Source organism: Streptomyces sp. NPDC053493 (assembly GCF_044544825.1).
Lineage (GTDB): Bacteria > Actinomycetota > Actinomycetes > Streptomycetales > Streptomycetaceae > Streptomyces.
The window spans coordinates 713,824-738,800 of the sequence record NZ_JBITXS010000003.1 but is presented as its reverse complement, the minus strand read 5'-3'; the positions used below and the strand labels follow the sequence as shown (position 1 = coordinate 738,800).

General features: G+C 69.1%; 23 protein-coding genes and 2 pseudogenes. 15 read left to right on the top strand and 10 right to left on the bottom strand.

Features of this window, described 5'->3' with window-relative positions:
* The first annotated feature begins 31 nt into the window (after positions 1-31).
* The 5 genes from ACIGO8_RS13160 (at position 32) to ACIGO8_RS13140 (ending at position 3,478) form a co-directional block, all read left to right on the top strand.
* Positions 32-193: an SDR family oxidoreductase gene (locus ACIGO8_RS13160; protein WP_399728418.1), complete on the top strand. Its 162-nt coding sequence runs from the start codon at positions 32-34 to the stop codon at positions 191-193.
* An 83-nt stretch (positions 194-276) separates the two neighbouring features.
* Positions 277-687, top strand: a complete 411-nt coding sequence (locus ACIGO8_RS13155) for a winged helix-turn-helix domain-containing protein (protein WP_399728415.1) — start codon at positions 277-279, stop codon at positions 685-687.
* Positions 578-955: a BTAD domain-containing putative transcriptional regulator gene (locus ACIGO8_RS13150; protein WP_399728566.1), complete on the top strand. Its 378-nt coding sequence runs from the start codon at positions 578-580 to the stop codon at positions 953-955. Before ACIGO8_RS13155 ends, ACIGO8_RS13150 begins: the two co-directional genes overlap by 110 nt.
* 159 nt (positions 956-1,114) lie before the next feature.
* Entirely contained in the window at positions 1,115-2,260 is a 1,146-nt protein-coding gene (locus ACIGO8_RS13145; RefSeq protein ID WP_399728412.1) for an ATP-binding protein, read from the top strand.
* A gap of 66 nt (positions 2,261-2,326) precedes the next feature.
* A complete protein-coding gene (locus ACIGO8_RS13140) occupies positions 2,327-3,478 on the top strand; it encodes an ATP-binding protein (protein WP_399728409.1) in 1,152 nt (383 codons plus the stop codon).
* A gap of 689 nt (positions 3,479-4,167) precedes the next feature.
* Here ACIGO8_RS13140 and ACIGO8_RS13135 read toward each other — a convergent pair.
* Together ACIGO8_RS13135 and ACIGO8_RS13130 are read right to left on the bottom strand one after the other, a co-directional pair.
* Complete coding sequence (locus ACIGO8_RS13135; protein ID WP_399728407.1) at positions 4,168-5,145, bottom strand: GNAT family N-acetyltransferase; 978 nt, start codon at positions 5,143-5,145, stop codon at positions 4,168-4,170.
* Positions 5,146-5,167: 22 nt separating this feature from the next.
* Positions 5,168-5,713 carry a carboxymuconolactone decarboxylase family protein gene (locus ACIGO8_RS13130; RefSeq protein ID WP_399728404.1) on the bottom strand — a complete coding sequence of 182 codons (546 nt, stop codon included), beginning with the start codon at positions 5,711-5,713 and terminating at the stop codon, positions 5,168-5,170.
* 110 nt (positions 5,714-5,823) lie between these two features.
* Here ACIGO8_RS13130 and ACIGO8_RS13125 point away from each other — a divergent pair, with 110 nt between their 5' ends.
* The 5 genes from ACIGO8_RS13125 to ACIGO8_RS13105 all read left to right on the top strand — a co-directional run bounded on the left by ACIGO8_RS13125 (position 5,824) and on the right by ACIGO8_RS13105 (position 12,148).
* A complete protein-coding gene (locus tag ACIGO8_RS13125) occupies positions 5,824-8,667 on the top strand; it encodes a tetratricopeptide repeat protein (RefSeq protein ID WP_399728401.1) in 2,844 nt (947 codons plus the stop codon).
* Between the two features lie 592 nt (positions 8,668-9,259).
* Positions 9,260-9,553, top strand: coding sequence for a hypothetical protein (locus tag ACIGO8_RS13120; RefSeq protein ID WP_399728398.1), 294 nt, complete (start codon positions 9,260-9,262; stop codon positions 9,551-9,553).
* A 562-nt stretch (positions 9,554-10,115) separates the two neighbouring features.
* Positions 10,116-10,718: a hypothetical protein gene (locus tag ACIGO8_RS13115; RefSeq protein WP_399728395.1), complete on the top strand. Its 603-nt coding sequence runs from the start codon at positions 10,116-10,118 to the stop codon at positions 10,716-10,718.
* A gap of 625 nt (positions 10,719-11,343) precedes the next feature.
* Complete coding sequence (locus ACIGO8_RS13110) at positions 11,344-11,769, top strand: hypothetical protein (protein ID WP_399728392.1); 426 nt, start codon at positions 11,344-11,346, stop codon at positions 11,767-11,769.
* A gap of 70 nt (positions 11,770-11,839) precedes the next feature.
* Positions 11,840-12,148, top strand: a complete 309-nt coding sequence (locus ACIGO8_RS13105) for an immunity 53 family protein (RefSeq protein ID WP_399728389.1) — start codon at positions 11,840-11,842, stop codon at positions 12,146-12,148.
* A gap of 94 nt (positions 12,149-12,242) precedes the next feature.
* On the opposite strand, the gene ACIGO8_RS13100 is transcribed toward ACIGO8_RS13105, so the two are convergent.
* The 4 genes and pseudogenes from ACIGO8_RS13100 to ACIGO8_RS13085 all read right to left on the bottom strand — a co-directional run bounded on the left by ACIGO8_RS13100 (position 12,243) and on the right by ACIGO8_RS13085 (position 17,566).
* Positions 12,243-13,433 (bottom strand): PP2C family protein-serine/threonine phosphatase, encoded by a 1,191-nt coding sequence (locus tag ACIGO8_RS13100; protein WP_399728564.1) that lies wholly within the window; start codon positions 13,431-13,433, stop codon positions 12,243-12,245.
* Between the two features lie 238 nt (positions 13,434-13,671).
* Positions 13,672-14,639, bottom strand: a pseudogene (locus ACIGO8_RS13095) (IS5 family transposase).
* 681 nt (positions 14,640-15,320) lie between these two features.
* Entirely contained in the window at positions 15,321-16,805 is a 1,485-nt protein-coding gene (locus tag ACIGO8_RS13090) for a S1 RNA-binding domain-containing protein (RefSeq protein WP_399728386.1), read from the bottom strand.
* Between the two features lie 395 nt (positions 16,806-17,200).
* Positions 17,201-17,566 carry a hypothetical protein gene (locus ACIGO8_RS13085; protein ID WP_399728383.1) on the bottom strand — a complete coding sequence of 122 codons (366 nt, stop codon included), beginning with the start codon at positions 17,564-17,566 and terminating at the stop codon, positions 17,201-17,203.
* A gap of 1,118 nt (positions 17,567-18,684) precedes the next feature.
* On the opposite strand from ACIGO8_RS13085, the gene ACIGO8_RS13080 reads away from it, so the two are divergent.
* Positions 18,685-18,981 carry a hypothetical protein gene (locus ACIGO8_RS13080; RefSeq protein ID WP_399728380.1) on the top strand — a complete coding sequence of 99 codons (297 nt, stop codon included), beginning with the start codon at positions 18,685-18,687 and terminating at the stop codon, positions 18,979-18,981.
* A 114-nt stretch (positions 18,982-19,095) separates the two neighbouring features.
* On the opposite strand, the pseudogene ACIGO8_RS13075 reads toward ACIGO8_RS13080, so the two are convergent.
* A pseudogene (locus ACIGO8_RS13075) lies at positions 19,096-19,213 on the bottom strand (IS5/IS1182 family transposase); the annotation flags it as partial.
* Positions 19,214-20,172: 959 nt separating this feature from the next.
* Here ACIGO8_RS13075 and ACIGO8_RS13070 point away from each other — a divergent pair.
* The 3 genes from ACIGO8_RS13070 to ACIGO8_RS13060 all read left to right on the top strand — a co-directional run bounded on the left by ACIGO8_RS13070 (position 20,173) and on the right by ACIGO8_RS13060 (position 21,871).
* On the top strand, positions 20,173-20,508 hold the full coding sequence (locus ACIGO8_RS13070) for a hypothetical protein (RefSeq protein ID WP_399728378.1): 336 nt from the start codon (positions 20,173-20,175) through the stop codon (positions 20,506-20,508).
* A 781-nt stretch (positions 20,509-21,289) separates the two neighbouring features.
* On the top strand, positions 21,290-21,442 hold the full coding sequence (locus ACIGO8_RS13065) for a hypothetical protein (RefSeq protein ID WP_399728375.1): 153 nt from the start codon (positions 21,290-21,292) through the stop codon (positions 21,440-21,442).
* Between the two features lie 57 nt (positions 21,443-21,499).
* A complete protein-coding gene (locus ACIGO8_RS13060) occupies positions 21,500-21,871 on the top strand; it encodes a hypothetical protein (protein WP_399728372.1) in 372 nt (123 codons plus the stop codon).
* Positions 21,872-22,166: 295 nt separating this feature from the next.
* Here the strand turns inward: ACIGO8_RS13060 and ACIGO8_RS13055 are convergent, their stop codons facing one another.
* The 3 genes from ACIGO8_RS13055 to ACIGO8_RS13045 form a co-directional block, all read right to left on the bottom strand.
* A complete protein-coding gene (locus ACIGO8_RS13055) occupies positions 22,167-22,571 on the bottom strand; it encodes an FKBP-type peptidyl-prolyl cis-trans isomerase (protein WP_399728369.1) in 405 nt (134 codons plus the stop codon).
* A 175-nt stretch (positions 22,572-22,746) separates the two neighbouring features.
* Positions 22,747-23,091 carry a hypothetical protein gene (locus ACIGO8_RS13050; protein WP_399728366.1) on the bottom strand — a complete coding sequence of 115 codons (345 nt, stop codon included), beginning with the start codon at positions 23,089-23,091 and terminating at the stop codon, positions 22,747-22,749.
* Positions 23,088-23,669 carry a hypothetical protein gene (locus ACIGO8_RS13045; RefSeq protein WP_399728364.1) on the bottom strand — a complete coding sequence of 194 codons (582 nt, stop codon included), beginning with the start codon at positions 23,667-23,669 and terminating at the stop codon, positions 23,088-23,090. The genes ACIGO8_RS13050 and ACIGO8_RS13045 overlap by 4 nt, the downstream gene beginning before the upstream one ends.
* Before the next feature lie 272 nt (positions 23,670-23,941).
* Between ACIGO8_RS13045 and ACIGO8_RS13040 the strand changes: the two genes are divergently transcribed.
* Positions 23,942-24,769, top strand: a complete 828-nt coding sequence (locus ACIGO8_RS13040) for an SDR family oxidoreductase (RefSeq protein WP_399728361.1) — start codon at positions 23,942-23,944, stop codon at positions 24,767-24,769.
* Positions 24,770-24,977 lie beyond the last annotated feature (208 nt).

Sequence of the window (24,977 nt, the reverse complement as noted above, 5' to 3'; positions counted from 1 at the left end):
CTGCGCCCCCCCCTACACGGCCGTCCCCGAGGTGGTCGCCGCGCTGGAGGGGATCACCGCGCTCGGGCGGCTGGGAGAGCCGGAGGACGTCGCCGACGTGGTGGGCTTCCTGGCCGGGCCGCAGGGGCGGTGGGTGACCGGCCAGACCGTGGACGTCTCGGGGGGGGGCACCTGGCTCGGCCCCCTAGGCTGACCCCGGCATCCTCCCGCCCGGTGCCGGGCGGGCGACGGCCGCGGAGTTCCGGGTGATCATCCGATGATCGACTCCGGTGGACAATGGCCGGCATGCGGTTCTCCGTCCTCGGCGAGACTCTCGCCCGGCGCGACGACGGCACCGAGGTCCCCCTCGGCGGGCCCGCCCGGCGGGCACTGCTGACCCTGCTGCTGGTGCGCCCCCGCGAAGTGGTGGCCGCCAAACGGCTGGCGGACGAACTGGCCCCGGACGGCACGGTGTCGGCGCACGCCCTGCAGTCCCAGGTGTCCCAGCTGCGCGCGGCGCTGGGGCCGGGCGTGATCGAGCGGGCCGGGACCGGCTACCGGGCCGCCGTGGATCCGCAGGACGTGGACGCGGCCCGAACTGAGGCTCGGGGCAGTCACCCGCCACCCGCTGCGCGAGCGCCTCGCTGCCCTGCTGATCCAGGCCCTGTCCGCCGAAGGCGGCCAGGCCGAGGCACTGGCCGCCTATGAGCAGACCCGCAGCCGGCTGGCCGACGAACTCGGCAGCGACCCTTCGGCGGAACTGACCTCCCCGCCCCGCGAGTTGTTGGAGTCGGACCCCACTCCCGCGCAGGTGCGGCCGACCGCCCAGCTGACCTCGTTCGTGGGCCGCTCGGGCGAGGCCGGCGAGGTGGCCGGGCGGGCTGCCGGGGGCGGCCCGGCTGGTGACGCTGGTGGGCCCGGGCGGGGTGGGCAAGACCCGGCTGTCCGTGGAGGTGGCGAGGGCCACCGCCGATGACGCGTGCTTCGTTGAGCTGGCCCCGCTGCGCGAGGGCGCCGGCCTGCCGGGAGCGGTGCTGGCGGCGCTCGGGCTGCGCGAGAACGGGCTCCGGCTCGACGGGGGCGGGCCGGGACCCTGGAACGGCTGGCGGCGGCCCTGGCGGACCGGCCGCTCCTTTTGGTCCTGGACAACTGCGAACACCTGGCCGAGGAAGCCGCCGCGCTGGCAGGACACCTGCTGGCCCGCTGCCCTCGGCTGCGGATCCTGGCCACCAGCCGGGAGCCCCTCGCCGTCACGGGGGAGCACCTGTGGCAGGTCCGGCCGCTCGACAGCGCCGCGGCCGTGCAACTGTTCACCGAGCGGGCCTCGGCCGTGCGGCGCGGGTTCACGGCGTCCCAAGGCCCGGTGGAGCGGATCTGCGCGGCGCTGGACCACCTGCCGCTGGCCATCGAGCTGGCGGCGGCCCGGCTGCGCACCATGGACGTGGAGGACCTGGAACGGCGGCTCGACGACCGGCTAGGGATGGCAGCCGCCCGGGCCAGCCGCGGCGCCGCCGAGCGACACCGCACACTGCGCGCAGTGGTCACCTGGAGCTGGGAACTACTGTCCGAGCGGGAGCAGCGAGCCGCCCGGCGCTTCACCGTCTGCCCGGCGGGCGCTACGGCCCGCGCGGCGCTGGAGGTATGCCAGGCGGTCAGCGCCTCGCAGTCGGGGCTGCCGGAGCCGGAGGTATCGGCGCCGGAGGCACTGCGGCCGCAGATGCCGGATCCCGAGGCGCTGGAGTCCGAAGTGCTGGAGTCACTGGTGGACAAGTCCCTGCTGGAACTGGCGGGTGGGCGCTTGCGGATGCTGGAGACGGTCCGCGCCTACGGCGTCGAGCGGCTCCAGGAGGCGGGCGAGACCTCGGCCACGCGCGGCGCACACGCCCGGTACGTGCTGGAGCTGGCCCACTCCGAGACGATGATCCGCTGGGCAATGATCGGCATCATGGTCCGCCGGCTCACCCGAGCAGACCCGCCACACGGCCCGGTCCACACCTCCTCTCACACGCCAACGAGACCTCAAGCACGGTCTGATCAGTCAAACCGCCCGATTGCGCAGCCATCTGGGCACGGAGTCGAACGGTTCACTCGGCATCCACGACCCACCGGGCCGAGGCGACAACTTCTTGGAATTCGTGTCCCCGTGGCCACCCAAAACGGTGCCGCAAACGGTCCACGGAGGGCCGCGGCGCCCTTCCCGCAGCAGCGCGCCCCCTTCCCGCCTGACCACTCGAGATGGGTCTGCAGGATCCCGTCCGGGCCCTCGCCATTTCGGCTCTGACCTGGTGTTTTCCTGAAAATCTCCTAGGTTGGGAGGGCTCTGTCGAACACCTTCGGAGGGGGCACCATGAGCGAGGAATCCACGACGTACGACGCCAGCACGATTGTGGTTCTGCAGGGCCTGGAGGCCGTTCGGAAGCGGCCCGGGATGTACATCGGATCGATCGATGAACGCGGCCTTCACCAGCTGGTGCTCGAGGCCGCCGGGCGGGCGCTGAACGAGATCCTCGGCGGCACCGCCAGCAGTGTCGAGATCACCCTCACCGCCGACGGCAGCGTCCGTGTCACCGACGACGGCACGGGTCTTGCCGTCGGGTACGCCGGCCACACCGACGACCCTCCGTTGGAGACCCGGTTGACCGAGCTCTGGTGCGGGGCACCGCCCGCTGACCGACACTCACTGTTCGGCGGTTACTTCGGCATGGGACTGGCCGTCGTCAACGCCTTGTCGAGCCGCCTGACGGCAGAGGTCCGGCGCGACGGCGCCCGCTGGGTGCTGGAGTACGAGCAAGGCGTGCCTGTCGGGGTGCCCGCCCGCACCGGGCCGGCCGACGGCAGCGGGACCGTTATCACCTTCCAGCCCGACGCCGACATCTTCGAGACCCTCGAGTTCTCGTTCGACACACTGACCGAGCGCTTCAAAGAACTGGCTTTCCTGAACCGCGAACTGGACATCACCCTGACCGATGACCGCGACCCTGCGGCGCCCCAGGCCATTCGCTTCCGCTTCCCGGACGGCGCGAGGGACTACATCGCGGAACAGAGCGCCCCACTCCACCCGGACGTGATCGGCTTCGAGCGCGAGTACTCCGAGATGGAGGGAACAGTGGAGGTGGCCCTCCGCTGGTGCGAGTCCCGCCAGGAACGGATCGCAAGCTACGCCAACAGCCTGCCGACCACCGGCGGCGGCACGCACGAACTCGGCTTCCGAGACGGCCTGGCAGCCGCGCTCACCGGCTACGCCCGGGAGCAACAGCTGCTCAGCCCGTCCGACCCCGACTTCACCGCCGCTCAGCTCGGCGCGGGTCTGACCGCAGTCGTGTCGGTGAAGCTCGATCGGCCCGAGTTCGAGGGTGCAACCCGCGACCGGCTGGGCAACAGACCCGTCCGCGCCTGCGTCACCGAGGCCGTCCGAGAGCACCTGACCGCCTGGCTCTACGCCAACCCGACACAGGCGACGGCTGTCCTCGCCTGGATCTTGACGGCCACCCGCCACTGACAGCAGCACACCGAACACACCAAAGCCCAGATCGGGATGGGGCCCCGGCCCGGGCTTCGGTGGCGCAGACGATCCCAGCGGCCTCACTGGCCACACGACGTGGCAGACCCCGCTTGAAGGTGTGGAGGGTCCGTGGGTCGGTGCCCAGGGTGTGCTTGTTGAACTGCGAGAACGGTTCGATCGTCCACACCGACCGGTCCGGTCCCATCAGGGTGACGGCGGCCAGTATCTTGCGCTTGCCGGCCCGGGTGAGCCGGTCCACCAGCGCTTCGTAGGCCGTGCGGTTGCGTCCGCCGCCACTGATGTTCTGATCGGTGCCGACGTAGGCGGAGGTCAGCTCGGGCCGGCTGCGGGCGATCCGGAGCCCGACGAGCGAGCCGAAGGAGCACCCGACCACGATGACCTCGGCCACGCCGAGCCGGGCCCGGACGTGCTCAATGACTTCCGCCGCGTCGCGCTCCAGCTGCCGCAGGCTCATCTCGCCCTGCCCGGCGCAGCCGCCGTACGCGAAGGCCTTGCCGGAGCCGCGCATGTCCCAGCGCCGTTGCACCGATGAGCGGCGCTACGGCGCCGGCTGCGGTGGTGACGAGGATCGTGGTCAACACGAGGTCGGTTCTGCTGGGTCAGGTCCTGAGGACCGGGCAGCCATTCGCTGTGGAAGACGCGAGTCGCCGGGAGTTCGGATGTGGTCAGTCGCTGGTCAGGTCGAGCTGGTATTCGTGGGTGCGCCGATGGGTGCGGTAGCCCAGCCGCTGGTTGACGGCGAGCATGTGGGTGTTGTCCTGGGCGTTGTCGGTCTCGATCTCCCGGACGTCGGGGTGCCAGGCGCGCAGCCCTCGTACCATGGCGGCCTTGAGCCACAGGCCAAGGCCGTGGCCGCGGTGAGCGGGGACGACGGCGGTGTCGTACTGCGCGGCCCGTCGGGTTTCGCCGGCCCGGATCACGACCTCGGTGTACCCGGCCATCTCGCCGCCGCGGAGCGCCGCGGTCGTCAGCAACGTGTCCCCCCGGTCGGCCAGCACCTGCGCCATGGCGCGGACCCGGTCGGCGGTCCAGTCCTGGTTGCCGTAGTCGAGGTCGCCGGTGGGCATGTCGTTCATCGCGTTCTTGGCCGCGACGAAGGCGTCGGCAAGCTCGTCGGGGACGGTGCCGACCCAGCTGGTCAGCTCGTAGCCGGGGTGCGCAGCGTCCGCGGCGGTGTCGTCGGCCCGCGCGACGTCGAGCAGGAGGTGGTTCAGCGTCAGCACCCGCCGGAAGCCGCGGGCAGCGCAGAAGGCATCGCCCGGACCGCCGTCGGCCGCGCCGGTGATCAGGCTGCGCCGGTGCTCCGCCTTTGCCGCGAGCCGGGCCGCGGACAGCAGACGCGATGCGAGGCCCGAGCGCCGGTGTTCCGGGTGGACGTGCAGCTCCAGCTCGGCCAGGTGTTCCTGGCCGGGCGAGGTGAACAGCCGCAGTCCGGCCACGCCGATCACTGCGCCGTCGGGCGCGGTGCCCAGCCAAGCCAGTCGGCGGCTGTCCAGCCCGGATGCGGTGAGCCGGGCGTGGACCTGCTGGAGCGTGGGCAGTGGCTCGTCGGGCAGGTCCGTGGCGAGTGCGGCGACGACCACCGCGTGCCAGGCTGCGGCCTGCTCCGCCGACAGGTGAGTGATCGGGGCAACGCTGAGCATCGGGTACTCCTCAAGGGATCTTTTAGTCGGTGTGCCGGACGAGCGGCCAGTCGATGTCGACGCGGGCCGCCGTGGCGAGGTAGGTGGTGAGCACGTTGAGTGCCACATGGGCGACGATCTCGACGACCTGCCCGTCGGACAGGCCGGCGTGCCGGGCCATGGCCAGCTGATCGTCGGAGATCGCCCCGTGACGGCGGACGACGGCGGTGGCCAGCGCGAGGGCGGCGGCGGCCCACGGATCTGAGGTCTCGCCCGCTCTCGCACGGGTGACCTCGGCCACGGAGAGCCCCGCCAGGTTTATGCCGCGGAACGAGTGCGCGGACAGGCAGTAGTCGGACTTGTGCTCCTGAGCGATCAGCAGGGCGATCCGCTCGGCCACACCCGTCGGGAGCGTTCCCTCGTCGCCCAAAGTATTGACATTTGCTAGATATCCCTTCAAAACAGCCGGGTTGTTGGCCATCACCTTGGCCAGGTTGGGTACGACCCCCAGAGCCCGGTGCGTGGCGGTGAGCAGTTGCGCGGCCTCACCGCCGGCGGTCTCCGGGTCGATGCTCGGAAGCACTTGCATGCCGGAAATCCTGCCGATGGATCTTGATAGGTTCCCGATGCGTTCTCGATGCGAGCGCTGACGGCTTTGGGGGGAGCGGCATGCGGTTCACGGTTCTCGGCCCTGTGGAGGTGACGTCCAGCGGAGCGCAGTCGCCGCGGCTGGCGCCCCGTCACCGGGCGGTGCTCGCCTACCTGCTGCTGCACGCCGGGGTGGTGATCAGCACCGATCGGCTGATCGACGCGATGTGGGGACCGCTGCCGCCGGACTCGGCTCGCGCGCAGATCCAGACCACGATCGCCGCGATCCGGCGGATGCTGCGCGCGTCGGGGGCCGAGCAGATGCTCACCACGCATTCCGCCGGATACAAGATCACTCCCGAGACCGGCCAGCTCGACCTGGACGAGTTCACCAGCCTGACCGCCGCGACCCAGGCCGCGGGCGATCAGCGGGCCACGGCGGACCAGCTCCGCGCGGCCCTGTCGCTGTGGCGGGGCGAGCCCCTGGCCGACATCACCGCCGACTACGTCCAAGGCGCCCGGGCACGGCTCCACGGGCAGCGGATGACCGTCATCGAACGCCTCGCCGACCTGGAGCTGTCCCTCGGCCACTCCGCAAGCCTCGTCGACGAGCTGACCGTCCACGTGACGGCCAACCCGACGCGGGAACGGTTGTGTGGTCAGCTGATGCTCGCCCTGCACCGCGCGGGACGCCAACCGGACGCACTCCAGGTGGCGAGGACCTTCCGGGCGACGCTGGCCGAACAGCAGGGCCTTGATCCTGGCCACGCGTTCACGACGCTCGAACAGGCCATCCTGCGCGACGACCCTGCACTGCGGCCTCCAGAGGCCGCGCCCGCGGCGGCAACACGGGTGAACTTCCTGCCCGTCGACCTCCCCGACTTCACCGGGCGTGAAGAGGAGCTTGACCGGCTCACCGGCTCATGGGCCGGCGGGGTCGTGGCGATCTCGGCGATCGACGGCATGGCCGGGATCGGCAAAACGTCCCTCGCGGTGCATGCCGCCCACCGGCTCGCCGACCGCTTCCCCGACGGGCAGCTCTTCGTCGACCTCCAGGCGCATACCGCCGGCCTGGATCCGCTCGACGCCTCGGCCGCGCTGGAGGTGCTCCTGAGCCAGCTGGGCGTACCCGCGGAGCGCGTACCGGCGTCGCTCGCCGACCGCGCGGCGCTGTGGCGGGCCGAATTGTCCGGCCGCCGGGTGCTGGCCGTGCTGGACAACGCCCTGAGCGCCGATCAGGTCCGGCCATTGCTGGCCGGCACGACGACCGCCCTCGTCGTGATCACCAGCCGTCGGCGGCTGACCGACCTCGATGGTGCGCACGCCCTGTCCATGGACGTGCTGTCCGCCGCCGAGGCCATCGAGTTGTTCACGGCCATCGTCGGCGAACGGGCGGCCGCGGAGCCGGTCGCGGTCCTCGACGTGCTCCAGCTGTGCGGCTTCCTGCCGCTGGCCGTGCGCATCGCCGCCGCCCGCCTGCACCACCGTCCCCGCTGGACCGTCGAGTACCTGGCCGGCCGACTCCGCGACCAGCGCCGCAGACTGTCCGAACTGGCCACGACGGAGCGAGGGGTCGCGGCCGCGTTCACCCTGTCCTACCAGCAGCTGGATTCCGAGCAGCAGCGCATGTTCCGGCTGCTGGGCCTCCAACCGGGCCGAGACATCGGCCCCGCGGCTGCCGCCGCGCTGACCGGCCTCCCCCTCGACCGGGCCGAGCAGCTCATGGAAGACCTCCTGGATGCCCACGTCCTGGCCCAGCACCGGCCCGGCCGCTACACCTTCCACGACCTGCTGCGCGAACACGCCCTCGCCACCGCGGACGCTCAGGAACCACCGGAGGCCCGGAGTGCGGCCCTCGACCGGCTGTTCACTTACTACCTGCACGGCGCGAGCGCGGCCATGAATCACCTCTACCCCGAAGGCAAGAACCGCCGGCCACTCATCCCCGAGCCGAACACCGTGACCTCGTCGCCGTGCGACGAGACCGAGGCGGTCGGCTGGCTGGAGGCCGAACGCGCGAACCTGATCGCCATCGGCCATCACACGGCGGGCCACGGGCGGCACGCCCACACCATCCATCTGGCCGCCACCCTGCACCGCTACCTGCTCGGCCACGCCCACCACACCGACGCACTGACCCTGCACGGCCTGGCGCTTGAGGCAAGTCGGCACATCGGCGACACAGCGGCCGAGGCACGCACACTCCTGGACCTCGGCGAGGTGCGCTACTGGTGGTACGGCCACTACGAGCAGGCGGTCGAGAATTACCAGCACGCCCTGCGGCTGTCCGCGGACATCGGCGACCAGGGCGCCCAGGCCCGCGCACTGCAGAACCTCGCGACCTGCCACTGGCGGCAGCGCGAGTACGACCAGTCACGCGGCCACTACCAGCAGTCTCTCGACATGTTCCGCGCACTCGATGATCACGCCGGCGAAGCCCGCAGCCTGACCGGCCTCGGCCTCGTCCATGAACACCACGGACGCTACGCAGAAGCTCACGACCACCACCGCCAGGCGCTGCGCATCTATCAGGAGACCGGATCTCGGATCGGCGAGATCGTCGTCCTGAACAACCTCGGGCTCGTGTGCCGGCGGCGGGGCAGCTATGACCAAGCCCGCCACCACCATGGCGACGCCCTGCGTCTGTGCCGCACGTTCGGCTTCCGCGGCGACGAGGCCGAGTCGCTCAACGGCCTGGCCGAAACCGCCCGTTCCATGGGCCAGCTCGCTCAGGCCGTAGACCACCACGAAGCAGCCCTGACCGTCGCTTGGGAGGTCGGCTACCACACCGAACAGGCCCGCGCCCACGACGGCCTGGCCCGCACCCACCGCCACCTCGGCCAGCTCGACCGCGCCCGCCACCACGCCCAACAGGCCCTCGACCTGTACACCACCCTCGATGTCCCCGAAGCCCAGGAAATCCACGACCTGCTCCGCGATCTCCATCAGCAATAACCCACCCACGCCCCGCCGCGGACGAGGCCAGCCGCTTAGGCACCGCAGCTCGCCCGCGTAGGGAGGCCCGCTCAGCCACCAGCCTGCCGTCCTTCGGTCCTCCAGGGCCGCCGGTCAGCCGCCGCTGAGCTGGGAAGCGGTCGGCACCTTGTCGACGACCTCGGTGCCCGGGCTCTTCCCCGCGTCCTTCAGCCATTGGCTGTTCTCGAAGGCGCCGATGCCTCCCTCGGCGGCCTCGCCCTTGCGGAGTTTGGTGCCGAGTCCTTCGGGGACTCGATGCCAGCCTCAGGCGCCACCGGCTTGGAGAGCAGCGCGTCTGCCTTGGCGTCGTTCACCGCCGCCTTGAGCCGGTTGTGCGTGAACGCTCGCGCGAGACACCAGGGCGAGGGTTCGGCCGGCGGCGCACATCTTGAACTTGCTCTCCCGGTACGGCTTGACGATCCACTACGTAGCGCTCGCCGGGAGACCGGGTTGGCGACGAACCAAGTCTTGGCGTCAGCCTCTCCCCGCCTTGGGCCGCGCCACCCGGCCGATGCCGAACGAGTTGCGGGGGGAGGGGTTTTGAAGGCGGACTCGCGGTAACCCGAGGAGTATGACTTCCGGACGGAGTAACACCACGCAAGCGGCGAGGGTGATCGTCGTCCTCGCCGATGTCATGGCCGCGATCATCGGGCTCTGGATTCTGATGTACCTGCTGGGCGCCAACCGGGGCAACGAACTCGTGGAGTTCGTCCAGAGCGTGGCCCGCTGGCTGGCCGGCTGGTCGCACGACCTCTTCACGTTCGACGAGGCATGGGCGCGGGTCGTGGCGGGCTACGGCCTCGCCGCCGTCGTCTACCTCGTCGTCGGGCACCTGGTGGCGGGGCGGCTGCTGCGCCGTCACTGACCCGGACCCGCGCCGCCCGCCACCCGTGGGCCGCAGCGCGCGCGTGCCCCAGCCTTGGGAGGGCCGCTGTCGGAACAGGCCGAAGGAGTCGCGGTCGCCGAGTGACGGACCGCACCCAGTCTGCTGACCCGGGATGCCGTTGGCACGTTGGCCCGTGTCAGCTCGCGAAGTGCCGAAGCCTCCGAGGCGTCGGCACTTCGCGAGTCTCGCTGACGTTCGCACCGCCGGACCGTCGTTCCCGGCCGGTCGGGGAGACAGGTCGCGTTTCGGCGTCGCAGGCGTACGTGACGGGGAGGACCGGACTGCGCAGGCTCGGGCGAGCCGCCTGTCCGCTTCGATCGACCCGGCCGACCCTCGCTGCACGCCGCTCTGACCATCGCATGCACTGCGCCCCTGCCGCGACCTCGACCACAATGGATCAACCACTTCATGCATCGCCACGGCAAGGAGCCGCAGCCAGCTGCCTTCCCGCGGGGCCGCTGCCTGATCGCTCGTCAAGATTGTCGCAGGGACGTCGGGCGCATGTGGGCACCGATCTTCTCGTGTGGTCGACAATGTGCACATGGACGTCCCTGAGCTGCTCGAATCAGCCTCCCTGCTGGTTCCGGAAGATACCGCCACGGAGAACGACGTCACGGTGCGGGACATCTGGGACTACCTCGTCCACGACGACTGGGAGATCGCCCTGACCCTGCTGGAGGAGTTCGGGGACACTGCGTCTCTCCCTCTGGAGTTCTGGGAGAAGCTCGCTGCAGCGGCTGAGCAGCTGCGGCTTGAGCGGAGCGCGGCCTGGTGCCATTGGCGGTGTTCCGAGATCCGCAACGGCGTGATCCGGGCGGATTTGACGCTCCGGACTGCTACCGAGGTGCGACGCACGACGCCAATCTCCGGAGCCGGTGTTCTGCGACCCATGTGGGACGTCGGCCACCTCTCCCCCACCGGCGGACGTGCCGTCAGCATCGCCTCGCTCTGGGTGGAGGACATGCCCATTCTGGAGCCGGGCGGTCGAGCCAAGGTTCGCCTCGTGCCCCTTACTCCCTCCCACTGGACGCACGTCCGTCCCGGCCAGCAGCTCACCATGCACGAGGACAGAACCGTGGCCGGCACCGCTGTCGTCCTAGAGGTTCGTCGCCCTTCAACGGCCGTGCCCCGCGGGATGACGTGACTGGCTCACACAGCCTCCCTGCTGGTGCACGTATCTCCGTACGTGCACCACCTCCTGTCGTACCGGAGATTTGGTCACGGGCAGCCTGTTAGCGGCCTGTGAAGGGTGTCGGAGGACAGCAGACTCTGGTCTTGGACCCGCAACGATGGATGACGCTTAGGCGGGCCGGCGGGGAGGTAGAGCCGCCAAGGCAGACCAGCAATCCGCGTCGCGAGGTCGGTGAGCCATCCGATCAGACGCTCACCGCCAGCTTCGAAGGCGGGAGGCAGTGAGGCTCCCCACCGACAACAAGCCTGAGGGCGTCCACGTCATGGCTAGTTTGATCGGTGTCGCACCAGCAGGCCACGTTCACCGGGACATCCTCGACGGCGCCTCCATGAGCCGGTCATGCGTTCGCCTTGCCCCAACGGCAAGGGCTCACCGCCCTGTAGTTTCCCACCACACAACCGGCGTCCTGTCGCTCACGACGCTGAACACGTTCATCCGCACCTGGCCGAACACTTCAACGAGTGCACCGACCTCTGCCGTAACCACGGCTGATGCCAGCAGCGGCCTGCGATGGCTGGCCGATCGAAGGTTGGCCGCAAGGGCAAGTGAAAAGTTGCTGGTCAGATACGGTGATGGAATGACCGAGAGCCTGCCTGTCGACGTGGCCGACGTGCTCGCGGCAGTCCTGAACAAGGACAATCCGGTTCACGCCGCGCTCCGAAGGCAGGTTCCGCACCTCAGTGTGCGTGCGCGCTGCACATGCGGATGCGGAACCGCCTATTTCGGACTCGACACCAGCAAGGCGGAGCCCGCACCCACGGGTCCCAGCACTGTCGTGGCGGCCGAAGCGCAGCTCGTCACCGAGGCCGGCGAGTGCCCAGGCGAGGTCCTAGTCTTCGCACAAGGCGGCTACCTGTCGTGGCTGGAAGTCTGTTCCTGGAGCGACGACGTTGAAGTGACCCTGGCTGCCGCGCGTCGCTGGCTGCAGACACACTCTGGCTCTCGGACGGCGAGTTCAGCGGTCCTTGCGACACCAGCGGCATCACAAGTTCCACTTCAGTAGTGCCGTGCCGTGACCGTGAAGGTTCACCGGGTTCCTCGGTCCGCACGTGGTTCGCTTAGCATCAGCATCCATGCCCGAAACCGAGCAAGTCCTTGGCTGGTTGCAGAACTGGTACGCCTCACAATGCGACGGCGACTGGGAACACGAATGGGGCGTGACGATCGCAACGCTGGACAACCCGGGCTGGACCGTCAAGATCAATCTGGAAGAGACGGACTTGGCAGACCGGGAATATCCACGGCAGCAGGTCACCCGGAATGAGCGCGACTGGATGACCGCCTGGACGTCGGAGAAGACGTTCCGCATTGCGTGTGGGCCCGGCAACCTGACCGAGGCACTCACCCTGTTCCGCACCTGGGCGTCCGAAGACGTCCTGTGAGCACTGCGGCGGGAGCCCCTCACACAGCGCGCCCGGGCCTGCCGACCCAGCGGATTCCCATCTCACTGCGGATACGGGTGCACTCGCCTGGGTTTCAAATGGTCATGGGGGCGGTGGTCTCGGGGCCGTGCCAGTCCAGGCACAACACGGTGGCGTCGTCCTTCGGCGGCCGGCCGTCGTAGGCGCCCACGACGGCGCCGACCAGGGTGCGAACGACCTCGCGCGGGTGGTCGTCAGCCGTCTTGCGGAGCAGGCCGGGCAGGTCGACGGATTCGGCCTCGCGCTCCTGCATGCCATCGGTGTGCAGGAGCAGGCGGCCGTCGGGACGCAGGTCGAGGTCCTGGACCTGGTAGGGGCCTTGCAGGCCGATGCCGAACGGCAGGTTAACGGCCAGGCGGAGTTCGGTGACTGCACCGTTGCGCAGCCGGTACGGCCAGGGGTGGCCGGCGTTGACGAGCTGGGCGTAGGTGCCGTCCAGGGCGATGCGCAGGAGCTGGCCGGTGGCGATGCTGTTGCGGCCGTGGTCGAGGAGCGCCTGGTGGAGCTGGCGGGATTGTTCGGCGAGGGGCTCTCCGGCACGGAGGGCGCCGCGGGAGGCGTTGACGAGGAGGGTGGCCATCAGGGACGCGTTGACGTCGTGGCCCATGGCGTCGGTGATGGACAGGTGCAGGGTGTCGGCGTCGAGGCTGTAGTCGTAGGTGTCGCCGGCGATGTCGGAGGCCGGGACCAGGGCGCCGGCGAGCGCGAACTGCGGGGCCTCGCAGGCGGAGGCGGCCGGCAGAAGCTGACGCTGGATCTCCGCGGAGAGGCTGACCGGGGTGGTGCGGTTGCCCCAGTGGTAGAGGTCGGTGAAGCGGCGGTCGGTGACGATGATGTAGGCCAGCGCGTGCGCGGCCTCCTGGATCTGTTCCAGCACGTCAGGGGCGGGGTCCGTGAGGAAAAGTTCCAGCACGCCGATGGCGTCACCGCGGTTGGTCACCGGCGTCAGCACACGCTGCCCCTGTCCGCCATCCGGTGCCAGGATCAGTCGCTGACGGCGCAGAACCTCGTCGTAGACGCTGCTGCCGGCGAGCGGAACCTGCACGGCCCTCTCCTCCCGCAGTGCCCGCGCCGTGTCATGGACCCGCAGCAGACGCCGGCCGACCACGTCGACGAACAGAAACGACACGTAATGGGCCCCGAACCGGTCGCGCAGGTTACGCGCCACGACATCGAGGGAGTCCACCGGCGCTGCCTCCTCCGCTGCCGCCAGCACCTCGGCCAGTCCGATCCGATCATCCACCACAACCGCCTCCAAGGTCACGGGCTCCTGCCCGCGAAACGACCAAACCACAAAGGAGACACACACCCTCTTGATCAAGGGAATGCCATGCGCCTCGCCCCCCGTCTGGCGGGGTGGCTTACGCGCCGTCGGGACAGAACTGCCAGCAGCAGAAGCAGCCGACGGCCAGCTGCGCGGCCCCGCGTGGCCCCCCGTTGTGGCGCACGCGCCGACCCTCAACGGTCCGCCGTCGAAGGCGTAGTCAAAGCCGTGGAGTACCGGGACGAACTCGGCAGCGGCGCCGCCCAGCGAACACGGCCGGACGCCAGGCTGTTCGGCAAGGGTGAGCACGCGGCTCAGGGGACAGAATCAGAGCTGCCACGACGATTCCAGCCCGGCAGCGATCGGCGAGCTTGTCGAACCTTGTCGCGATCGCACGGAACCGCTTGAGACGGGCGAAGCACCGTTCGACCACGTTGCGGTTGCGATAGATGTCCTTGTCAAAGGCGGGCGGGCGACCGCCGTAAGTTCCACGTCGTGGGCGGTTGGCCATCTGGTCGCGGCGTTCGGAGATCGTGGCAGCGATGCCCCGGCGTCGCAGCAGGTGGCGTATTGCCCAGCTGGAATACGCTTTGTCGCCCAGCACCCGCACCGGTGTCGTGCGAGGTCAGCTCGTAACGGCGCGCGGGATGCGGATGCTGTCGAGGACCTGGCCGAAGGCGGGGTGGCGTCGTTGACGTTGCCGGGCATGAGCACGATGGATAGCGGGAGGCCTCGGCCGACGGCGGCGAGGTGGACCTTGGTGGTCAGCCCGCCTCAGGACCGGCCGAGGGCCTGGCGCGCTTGCGAGCGGCCCGGATCTTCCAGTTCGTCCTTGTCTGCGGCCCCTTTTTGCGGGCGCCAGCCGCGTGCTGGTGGGCCCGGTTGATCGTGGAGTCGATGGAGACGGTCCACTCCACTCGGCCCACCGCGTCGTCGCGGACCTGGACGTGTTCCAGCAGCTTCGCCCAGGTCCCGTCCGCTTCCCAGCGGGCGAACCGCTCGTAGACGGTCTGCCAGGGTCCGTACCGTTCGGGCAGATCGCGCCACGGAGCCCCGGTCCGCAGCCGCCACAGCACCCCGTTGACCACCTGCCGGTGATCACGCCACGGACGACACACCCCGGGCGGGGGCAAACACGGGCTCTATTCGCTCCCACGCCGTATCCGTCAACTCACCTCGACTTGCCACAAGATTAATGATCAGAGTGCTCGTGCTCGGACTCCCGCGCGGGGTCCGTCACGAAACGGCTCAGCCGGTAGGTGGTCGGCAGCCCCAGGCGCCCGCACGGCGTGTCGATCCGGATCATCGAGCCGTCGACTCCTGCCTCCCGAAGACGGCGCAACCGCGTACGCATCTCCGCTTGGTCCCGTGTCTCAACGACCACTTCCCACCGTCTTGCGTCCGGCGCGGTGCGAGCAGCAAGCCGCTGCCGCGCGTCCTCCTGCCGCCGCCTTCTCTTCCCCTGTCCTGGCACCTGCCCAGAATCACTGGCCGGCGTCAGGACGGCAAGGCAATTGGACCGAGCAGGTACGCCCCCACTCGGTGATCATTTGTTCAGACAGGCCCCAGTGCCTCCGTGCCAGGCCACGAGCTTCAGCGACCTTCTCGCTGCCCTCGAACTCGGCCGGGCGGCCCGAGGCGCGCAGCAGGCGCCGAGGGTGCGGCGCGCGGTCGGGGGGGCGGAGCGCCGGGGGGCGGCCTGTGACGGGTCGACCTGAGGTCAGCGCCGTATCCGTCGGCGCCGTCGTCGTCCTCGGCCTGACCGGTTCACGCGGAGGCCGCGACCGCGGCCCGGGTCCTCGGCGGCGCGGCCGCGGCCGCAGGTATCAGCGCGTGTGATGGGCCTCGGGGATTCTGTGGCTGAGCGCTCTACGTGGCGGGTAGAGCCTGGACCTGTGACAGGGCGATACGACGGCGCACGAGATCGACGTCGATGATTTTCACCGTGAGGAAGTCGCCGACCTCGACGACGTCTCCGGTCGATTCATCCAGCTCGCTGGTGTGCACGAGCCCCTGGAGGCCGTCCTCTCGGTCCTCGATACGGACGAAGACGCCGAACGGCACGATCTTGGTGACCGGTCCGATGACCACCTGTCCGATCATCTGCGCTACCCGCGGCCACGGGTCCTGCTGCACTGCTCGGAGCGACAGCGGTACCCGTTCTCCGACCATGTCGACGTCGAGGACCTCGGCTGTGACCTCCTGGCCGACGCAGACGACGTCTGACGGGTGGTTGAAGGGGCGCCAGGACAATTCCGGGATGTTGATCATCGCGGTGAAGCCGCCGATGTCCACGAAGGTGACGCCGAAGCTGGCGATGGTCGTGACCGTGCCAGTGACGATCTGGCCGCGCCGCAGGGTCTTCAGGAACGCCCAGTCCCTGTCGCTAGGCGTCGGCTCGGTCTGCCAGCGAGCGCGCAGAACGCCGTCGCTGTCGGGCAGCACAGCGGTGAACAGCGGGAGATCTTCACCGGCATCCATGGATACGACGCCGGCAGCACGCGCGCCGGCTAGCTGGGAGGTCGCTGCCTCGAACTGGGTCTCGTCCACGACCGTACTCGTGATCTGCCCGTCCTTGTCCTCCCAGACGATCTCTACGAGGCCTTCGTCGGGCAGGCCGGTCATGGCCGCGTCGACGTCGGTGAGCAGGTCCGGCCAGATTGCCAGCCGGGCACGTGGGGCCAGCTGGGAGCGCACAGTCTCGATGTTGTCGCGGGTCAGGCGGTGCCACCGGGAGGCGTTGCCGGCGAAGACCTCCTCCAGGAACACCGCGCGGTGGGCACTGACCGCCCAATGCAGGCGGGCCCAGAAGTCGGCATCGGCCGGCCGCTGCACGTACGCGGGGTCGTCCGGGGCGAAGTCGTACGGCGAGGCGTCCAGGCGTTCCGGGAACAGACCGAGTGCGCGGGTGCGAGCCAGTGCTGTTTCGCAGGGCTGGCTGCTGCCGATGTAGAGGTACTGGTCCCAGCCGACGTGCACGGCGAACGCTCCCTCTGTCTCCAATCGGCACCAGGCGCCGTTGTCGCGGAGCATGGAGCGGACGAGTTCCAGGCCGACGGCGATCGGCACCAGAGCGCCGTCGTGGAACCCGGCCGGGCCTGCCGGAAACAGGTCGTCCAGGCCGTAGCCGTCGGCCGGTGGCTCCAGGCCGAAGTGAGCGAAGCCGCTGATCTGGGGCTCGCGGATCTCCAGCCGGTCAGTACCTGCCGCCTCCGCGAAGGCCGCGACTGCCTCAAGGTAAGCCTCCTCGACCGGCCCGTGGTCACTGACCGTGTCTTCGGCACCGGTGTAGTGACCGCGCTCGTCACGGTGGGCGGGGTCGTACTTGGTGATCCGGTAGACGAACGGCGGCACGCTGCTCCCTGGGTGGTCTGAAGGGAGTACCAGCGTAGGTATTGCAGTCGATTCCGCTGTCGGGGTTTTCGGGAGGAAGCCTCGCCGGCGGCCCTCAAGGCTGCGCCGTTGCCGCAGACGCTGGTACGGCTGCCGCGCCTGGAGCACTCGAACGAGGCCTGCGCGTGGCATAAAGCTGAGTACGAACAAGCTCGCCGCGCGCGCCGACCTCGGACTTGACTGGGCGACAGCAGCAGAGGAGATAGCGGGAGCTGAGAGTCCGTGTACCTGCCGTACCGTCCCGAACGGGGAAGGCCCGTTGGGCCGTGCACGCGGCGGTGGCCCGCCCGCCCCGGAACGGGACCGGCGGGCCATCGCCGTTAGCGGAGCTCCGGGCGCCGCTGGTGCCCCGCCGGTCAGGGGCGGCCGTAGCGCTTGCAGGCGAGGGCCGTGATCGGGGGGTCCGTACGGCCGTTGTCGAGACAGACTCGTACGAACGCCGCTCCGCCGGGAACGTCCGCGGGGACGGTCATGGTGAATCGGGCACTGTCGCCGCACACGGCGTACATGCTCCAGCTCACGCTCAGCTGCCGACCCTGACTGTCCAGGGTGTAGACCGTGGTGCCACGACAGCTCGTCGGGCTCACCGACTTGTGCGTCCCCTCCACTACGACCGAGCGGTTGTACCACTTGATGTCGCCCCAGGTGTACGTCTCCCCGTAGTAGACGTCGAATTGGCTGTCCGGGACGACCGCGTTGGCGGCGGGTGCGGCTGCGAGCATGCCGGCGCTCAAGGCAAACGTGGCGACGGCAGCGGCAAGGCGTGTACGCAAGAGAGACCCCCTGTTGGCGAAAGCCTGTCCACTCATGGAGAGGCTCCATCACTCTACGAAGACTGGCGCCCAGCCACGCAGAGGAACACTTCTCCCCCGCCGGATACACCGTGAACCTGGCCGCGCTCACCACACAGCCGAACCGCCGCCCGGCACCAGGCCGACCACCATCCGCACCCTACGCGCCGCGTGCCGTGCGCTCGTGATGGGACGACGCCCATCAGATCGCCCGAGCGCGCACCGCGCACCGCGTACCGCAGGAACTTCACGGGCGCCGACCTCCAGACGGCTACCAGCTGGCCTGGGCGCACAAGGATCCGTGAGCATCGTCAGTGCTCACGGATCCTTGACCACCAGCCGCCCACCGTGAAGGGTTCCCCCGCCAGGGTTTCGGCAGAGGGCTACACCCACCGGACCGCGGCCGACCTCGCTGGCCCCGAGACAGCTACCGCTGGTGCCGTCAGAAAGGCCGCCTGGCCGATGGCCTGCGCCGCTGCCATCGGCACCGGCAGCGATGAGCTCTGGTTCGAGGCCAAGAGATCATGGTCGAGGTCATCGGGCACGTGAGCGTGGCAGCGCACGCCCTGGCTCGACGGCCGACGCAACTGCTAGGACCACCTCGACGACTACATAGACGGTGACATCCCGCACCAATACCTGGTGCCCGACATGGCTTGCGCCGCTTCAGCCCTGCGTTCCTAGGCGCCTTCGCCTCCCAGGTGGCGGAAGACATCAGCACCCTCCCCGGAGGTGGGTGTGTTCACGAATCGTGGTTCTGGCACACGGTCCGTGCAGCACTGACTGAGCCTAGCGCGCCGGGGGGTTGCTGCCTCGCTGGTCGGGCCGTAGTTGCTCCGGCTCTACAAGGTTAGGGTGCCGATTGACGAACTGAGGAAAGTTGGCGTGCACGACAGACTGCGAACGGAGGAAGCCCTCAATGTCCTGGGTGCCGAGCTGGAGGTCGAGCGATCGACGAACAGCGCGTTGACCACTCGGGCTGCGTGGCTGGCCTTCTTGCGATTCGCAAACCAGCGCTTTGCCACCGCCCCGCGCCGGACTCAGACGGCTTGCTCTTCCAGTACGGCACGTACGCCTTCAGCGGGCGTCCGATGTTCACGGTGGCCCTCACACGACAGTTTGACATCAGCGACGACGGCGGTGAGGACGACCACTACGTACAAATTCACTGCGAACTCCGCTACGAGTGCGAACCTGCCCTGGACGCCCTTGGAAGCTTCAGCTCCTGGTTCTTCCACGACGCCGACGCGAACCTCGCCGATTGGCTCGCCGCCATGGAGGGGAGCCTCAAGCCGTTGCTTGCTCGTGTGCCCTCCGAGACCGACGTGTACGAGGAGCCGGACTAGGACGTGGCCGCCAGTAGGACCGTTTACGCAGGAGGACAAAGCCGGCGCGCCCACGCTTCGTCGCGGTGCATGAGGTGGCCGCCGGTCAGCCGCCAGTAGCGCTGGTGGTCAATCATCCTCCGACGGAAGACTCCACGGCTTGCCCTTGCGCACGGCGTCCGGCACCCTTGCGTCGCAGAGCCGTCACCAGCTTGCCGAACTGCCGCGGGCCGAGCCCGGCGAACGGGGCTACTCAGCTCAGGACGACTCCGACACGGTGATCACAGCAGTCAGGCGGTGATCTTTTCAGTCCTGGATCGGGCCACGAAGCTCACATCGTCTCTCCGCCTACCGTGAGACGGCGATGCCACCAGAGGTCAGCACGCCACTGCCGGCGGTCGGCGAAGGGATCAGGCAGAGTCCGGTCGACGTATACGGCGTCCAGGGAGGCCACCTGGTGCTTCAGCTCGGCACGGGGCCGGAAGGGCAGCTTTTGCAGAACTTCCTCGAGCACGTCGCGGGCGTGACGCACATCGTCGAAGGAGCAGCCTCGGCACGAGCAGTGGGCATCCTGGGGATACAAGGGCCGCCGCCCGGGCGGCTGCAAGAACGCGTGATAACGCTGCAGTGCGCGGGCCGTGGAACCAGGGAAGACGTAGTAGTTCTCCGAGAGGCGCTCTACTCGGTGTATTGCCAAGCTGGTACGGGCTGAGAGCCCGTGGATCCGACTCGGCGGGTCCTCCCAGATGCGAGGGCCATGCTGCTGGGCGCGCAGGTCGCCAGGCCGTCTACGCGGCATCGGCCCTTCGGTTTGCGGTCATGGCCGACATCCTGCCAGCCCTACACCCACGCAGCTAGGGATTAACGGGACCACCCTAGGCGGACTCCTAGTGGGCAGTGCACATCCATGCTCCCGAAGCAAGCACCCACGCGCTTTCAGAACTCGGCGACATCGCTCTCGCCTCAAAGAGGAGGCTTTCGCGGCTGAGCAACAGATGTTCCTGAGACTGATCCATCACCATGCCGAGCCTCCTCGTCAAGGGCGGGCCGAGGTCGCTTTATCGCGTTGGCCGCATCCGGGCGCGGTTGGTTCATCTGTCTTGTGACGAGATGCTGTAGGGGACATTCGAGTGGAGCGCGCGGCACTCCGCAACCTTCGCCAGGCTCCTTTCAGTCGTCTTTCCCAGTGGTATAACGACAAAGGAGGCACTCGTGACCGGGTTTCAGGCATTCACTCCAGGCACCGCGGCGCTGCAGGACCTCGACCCGTATCGGTTCCCGGCCGCATCTGTCGTAGGTGAATCGGAAGGCGCATCGACGGTCTGCGGTGAAGCCGGTGACTACTTCCAGTCCGCGCCGACGGCCCCGGCGAGCCGCCTGTCCGCTCTGCTCGAGCCGGCCGACCGGCGCCGTCTGGAGCTGCACGCCGCTCTGACCACCGCGGGCATCGCGCCCCTGCCGGGCGACCTCGACGCGATCGAAACTCTGTGCACACTGGATGACGCCACCCATGCAGTGCTCCGACGATGGATCAGCCACGGCGTGTGACGGACACGGCTGCACGCATCCCAGGAATCGCCACGGTGCCTGAGGGCGTACACGTGAACGTGCCCAGTCATGCACGGCGTCGCGCAGGTCCAGGGCCGGATCGGTGCCGGAAGACGGTGGCGGTCGACGCGCGGGCGTTGGGGCCTCTTGCAGGCCCTCTAGGTAGAGGAGCTTGTGGACTGCCGGTCCGCGGCGAGGTGGAGCTCGCCCGGTTGCGCCAGCGGGGCGACGGCGATGTCCGTGATGTGGACCATCTCCGCGACGACCTCGGGGCCGGCAAATCCGGTCCCGGATAGCGATATGCCCCCCCGGGCAGGCCCACCTTGCCGAGCGGGGCGGGCGTACGCGGATCACGGTCGCCGTGGCCCGCGCGGTCGAGTAGCTCGGCAAGGTCGGGCAGGCGGTTGCCGGGCAGTGCGTGCAGGAGGCCAGCCTCGGCAAGCCTGGACCGTGGCCTGCGGCCCCGCGCCGAGGGCCGCGGCGTTCAGTCACGCCGTCATCGTACGGCGGGGCCGGACGCCGGCGGCGTGAACGAGCACTCTGCGCCGGCGGGCGCCCCTGACGGTGGGAATGCCGACCCCGCGAGCGTGCTGCATGCGCGGGACCGGTCATGGATCACGCCCGTCCCGCCGGGGAGCCCACTAACTGTTGGTTTCAGAATGGGCTGCAACGGCTTGAGGGAGCCGCGGCCTGGAGAGCCATCCAGGAGTCGTGCACCGTCAGATACGGGCGCGTTCGCTTCGGTGCTGATGCGTCAGTGGCACTCGCTATCGTCCGTGCCATGACCTCGAGTGATGTTCTGCTTGACCTGATCCAGACCACCCCGGAGATCGATCTGCTGCTGCGGTCATCGTTCGGCTTCGACATCCACCGGAAGCACAACGGCGATGGCTTGAGGCTTGCCTCGGGTGCGCCGCTGGAGGCGATCGCCTGAGAGTCCGCCGGTGGAACGTACTTTCTGTGCTCTGAGCGGAACGGTCGCCGACCGGCGGTGTTCGCGAGCTCCGAAGGGGAAGGCGGGCTGCTCGCCGATGACCTGACGGACGCGCTGGAAATCATCATCGGGCTGGAGTGGCGGGACTGCCTCACATTCTCGGGCGGTGGCGATGTGGAGGTCATGCAGATCTCCGCTCAACACCTCGCGCGCTCCCGTGACAAGTACAACCCGGACATCGACAGCGAAGCTGCTCAGGTGACCGCAGCCCTGTCGCTGCATATGCCGCCCGTCGCCGACCTCGTCATCCGGTTCCACGCAGCCGCCTCGGAGACCGAACCGGACTACGTCGTGACCGACGGCGAAGGGCAGGAGTTCGATCCACCGTTCGGCGAGCACGTGGAGCCGCGTCACGGTGGCTGGCGCTGAACCCAATCTGACCATTGCCGCCAGTCACATCGACACCGGTATCTCTGCCGGTATCCGACATGCGTCAGGCAGACTCTCCGACGTGCCTGCCGACCGATGACCCAGGTCCTGGCCGGCTTGCTCGACGCCAGTGACTTCACGCAGGTCGTCAAGGAAGCCGGTCGCTTTGGGGCCGCGGGCGGCACGCGGACCCACATCGCGACTGTTCGCATCGTGCGGCGGCCGATGCCGAAGCGGAGCGGAGAGCACGGCGGCCCCAACACCAGCAAGACGACGCAGCACGGCCCAGTGGACTCTACGCGTTGCCCCACCCGGTCGTGCTGGAGTACGCGTCCAGCAGGTCCACCACGAAGACCAGCGTCGAGCCCGGCGGGATCAGCGGCGAGGGCGACTGCTTGCCGTAGCCGAGGCGCGGAGGAACGACGATCTCGCGCCGACCGCCGACCTTCATGCCCCGCACCCCCCGGTCAAAGCCCTTGATGGCCTTGCCACCGCCCAGGGCGAACTTGAACGGCTCGCCGCGGTCCCAGGAGGAATCGAACTGCTTCCCGGTCTGGAAGTTCACCCCGACGTAGTGAACCCTGACAACCGTGCCTGGCTTCACCTCGGCTCCGTCCCCGACGACCAGGTCCCGGATGGTCAGCTCGGTGGGAGCGTCACCCTCGGGAACGTCGATCTCTGGCTTCGTCGGTTCACTCATTGCAGCCTCATCACTCTCCGCCGGAAGCCCTCGCAGGCACCATCCGGCCCCATGGACACGCCATGCAGCCTACGATCACGCCTCCGAGCATGCCGCTTTCGGGAGCACGTCGCATCCAGCGGGATCCGCTTCGCCTTCCTGCGCGGGGGTCCTGCTGCGTTCCTCAGCTTGCCGTTCAATCATCGACGTCGGGTGAAAGGGGTTCTTTGGCAGCGAGGGCGACTTGGGCGGTCCACGACCAGAGCTCCTGTGGCGGATCCCAGCTCACCACGACGTCGGCGCGGTGAAACTCGCGTGCGAGTTCCGTCACCATCACCGCCGCCGCAGCCCGCGCATCCGCTGGGTCGGTGTGGATTGGCACGTCCAGACGCCCGCAAAGCATTTCCTTGGAGGCCTGGCGGCCCTGCCCGGCGCGTGGGGGCGGTGTGGGCGGGGCGCCGGGCAAGGCCGTGGCGCGGCGGCCGGTCACCTGTCGGAGTCCGTTCGCAATCCCGGCGAGCGCGCGTGTCGGTGCGGTCACGGCATCATGTGCTCGTAGCGTCGGAGGCGGGAGCCGGCAGCCTGCTCGGTCATGCCTAGGGCTTCCGCGACGTGGGCGAGAGGGAGTTGCATACTCCGGGCCACGATTCTGGCGGCGAGAGGGGCGAAGAACGCGACGGTCGCTTCCAGTTCTGCAGTCGCCTTCACCACGGTGAGCGGGCTGTCGTCGACGAGTTCGTCCAGGCGCTCGCGCAACTGGCGCAGCAGGCCGGCCAGGTCCTCGGGCAGCGGGACCGCGCGTGCGGTGACCTCGTCCAGGTGGGTCTGCCAGTCCAGCTCGGGCCCCAAGACGTCGTAGGCGTCGGGGTTGTGGCGGTCGACCTGGCGCCAGTCGATCGGGTAGGTGCGCTCGCTGCGCCATCCGCACGCGCAGCTGCCTCGCATCGTCGTCGCGGTCGGTCTGCGGAACGTGCCGTCGTACGCCCACCAGGCGGTCGACTTGTGCACCTGGGAACTGCTGCCCAGATCGAAATAGACCGGGCCCGGCTCGCTGCCGTCCGCCAGCAGTACCCCGACCTCGCCCTCATGCGACTCGAAGCCGTCGCGCTTCCACGTCATCCCGGTTCGCCTCCTCGTAGGCACGGGGCGTTGCGAGCGTCCGCCCGCGCCCAGGGTGGGGCATCGAGGTGCCGGTGTGTTGGTGATTTGGCATATTCCAAGGGCAATTGGTTGCTCGTTCCGTGCTGTGAGCCCCCTCGTGCTCCTGAACGCCGCATTCACTCCGCCGATCGCAGCGGCGCGTTCCTGGCCACCGAGGCCGGCCTGTGCGAGGCCATGGCCGATGTCGACTTTGCCGATTGCCCCTCGGAAGCCGGTCTACGGTGTCGTCCATGACCGTTCTGATCGTTGGCGGCAGTGGCTTCCTCGGGACCGAGCTGATCCGGCAGGCGAAGGCAGCCGGGCACACGACGGTCGCGACGTATGCGACCCGGCCCGGTGAGGCCTCCCCCACCGCGTGGCACCGCCTTGACCTCCGGGAGGCGGGCCAGCCGGAGGCGGCCGTGGCCGAGGTGAGGCCGCAGCTGATCCTCAGCGTGTCGAGCGGCGGTGCCGACTGGGCCGTTACGGCAGAGGGCCCCATCCGGCTCGCGATGGCGGCGGCGCGGCATGGAATCCGTCTGGTCCATGTGTCCAGCGACGCCGTCTTCTCCGGTGCCCAGGTCCACTACGACGAGTCCTGCCTCCCCGACCCCGTCACCCCGTACGGTGCCGCGAAGGCCGCGGCGGAGACCGGCGTCCTCGTCCTTCACCCCGCAGCAGTCGTCGTCCGGACCTCGTTGATCATCGGCCACGGACGGTCGGCGCACGAGAAGGCTGTGCACGATCTTGCGGCGGGCGGCCGCGACGGCGCCCTGTTCACCGACGACATCCGCTGCCCCGTGCATGTCTCCGACCTCGCGACCGCCCTTCTGGAAGTCGCGGCGTCCGAGGCAGCCGGCGTTCATCACCTTGCCGGGCCCAACGCCGTAAGCCGGTACGAACTCGGCGTTCTCATCGCTCAACGCAACGGGCTCGATCCTTCTCGGCTGCCCAAGGGGTTGCGAGCCGAGAGCCCGCTGCCCGGCGCCCTCGACGTACGCCTCGACAGCACCGCCACCCAGCGAATCCTGCGCACCACGCTGCGCGGAGCTCGACGGTTTGTCACAGAGCCTGAGTAACACCCGCCCCCGTGATCGCGGGCGCGAGCCAGAAGGCGCGAAAGGGGTGGGTTGCGTTCGCTCCTGAACTTGAGGGTGAGGTCGGTGACGTCCGACTGGCAGAACCCGCTGCCGACGGGGCGGGGTGCAGACGGGGCTGGCGGCGGTGAAGAATGGCGTCGTCCATTCGGCCGGTCGAACAGGATGTTCCGTACGCAATGCCCCCGGG

Bases quoted from the DNA above. Each gene is read 5' to 3' on its own strand.
- ACIGO8_RS13065 (WP_399728375.1), top strand. From the start codon at position 21,290: ATGACCTCGAGTGATGTTCTGCTTGACCTGATCCAGACCACCCCGGAG.
- ACIGO8_RS13055 (WP_399728369.1), bottom strand. From the start codon at position 22,571: ATGAGTGAACCGACGAAGCCAGAGATCGACGTTCCCGAGGGTGACGCT.
- ACIGO8_RS13135 (WP_399728407.1), bottom strand. From the start codon at position 5,145: ATGCTCAGCGTTGCCCCGATCACTCACCTGTCGGCGGAGCAGGCCGCA.
- ACIGO8_RS13040 (WP_399728361.1), top strand. From the start codon at position 23,942: ATGACCGTTCTGATCGTTGGCGGCAGTGGCTTCCTCGGGACCGAGCTG.
- ACIGO8_RS13140 (WP_399728409.1), top strand. From the start codon at position 2,327: ATGAGCGAGGAATCCACGACGTACGACGCCAGCACGATTGTGGTTCTG.
- ACIGO8_RS13130 (WP_399728404.1), bottom strand. From the start codon at position 5,713: ATGCAAGTGCTTCCGAGCATCGACCCGGAGACCGCCGGCGGTGAGGCC.
- ACIGO8_RS13085 (WP_399728383.1), bottom strand. From the start codon at position 17,566: ATGCTCGCAGCCGCACCCGCCGCCAACGCGGTCGTCCCGGACAGCCAA.
- ACIGO8_RS13115 (WP_399728395.1), top strand. From the start codon at position 10,116: ATGGACGTCCCTGAGCTGCTCGAATCAGCCTCCCTGCTGGTTCCGGAA.
- ACIGO8_RS13155 (WP_399728415.1), top strand. From the start codon at position 277: ATGGCCGGCATGCGGTTCTCCGTCCTCGGCGAGACTCTCGCCCGGCGC.
- ACIGO8_RS13110 (WP_399728392.1), top strand. From the start codon at position 11,344: ATGACCGAGAGCCTGCCTGTCGACGTGGCCGACGTGCTCGCGGCAGTC.
- ACIGO8_RS13120 (WP_399728398.1), top strand. From the start codon at position 9,260: ATGACTTCCGGACGGAGTAACACCACGCAAGCGGCGAGGGTGATCGTC.
- ACIGO8_RS13045 (WP_399728364.1), bottom strand. From the start codon at position 23,669: ATGACGTGGAAGCGCGACGGCTTCGAGTCGCATGAGGGCGAGGTCGGG.
- ACIGO8_RS13105 (WP_399728389.1), top strand. From the start codon at position 11,840: ATGCCCGAAACCGAGCAAGTCCTTGGCTGGTTGCAGAACTGGTACGCC.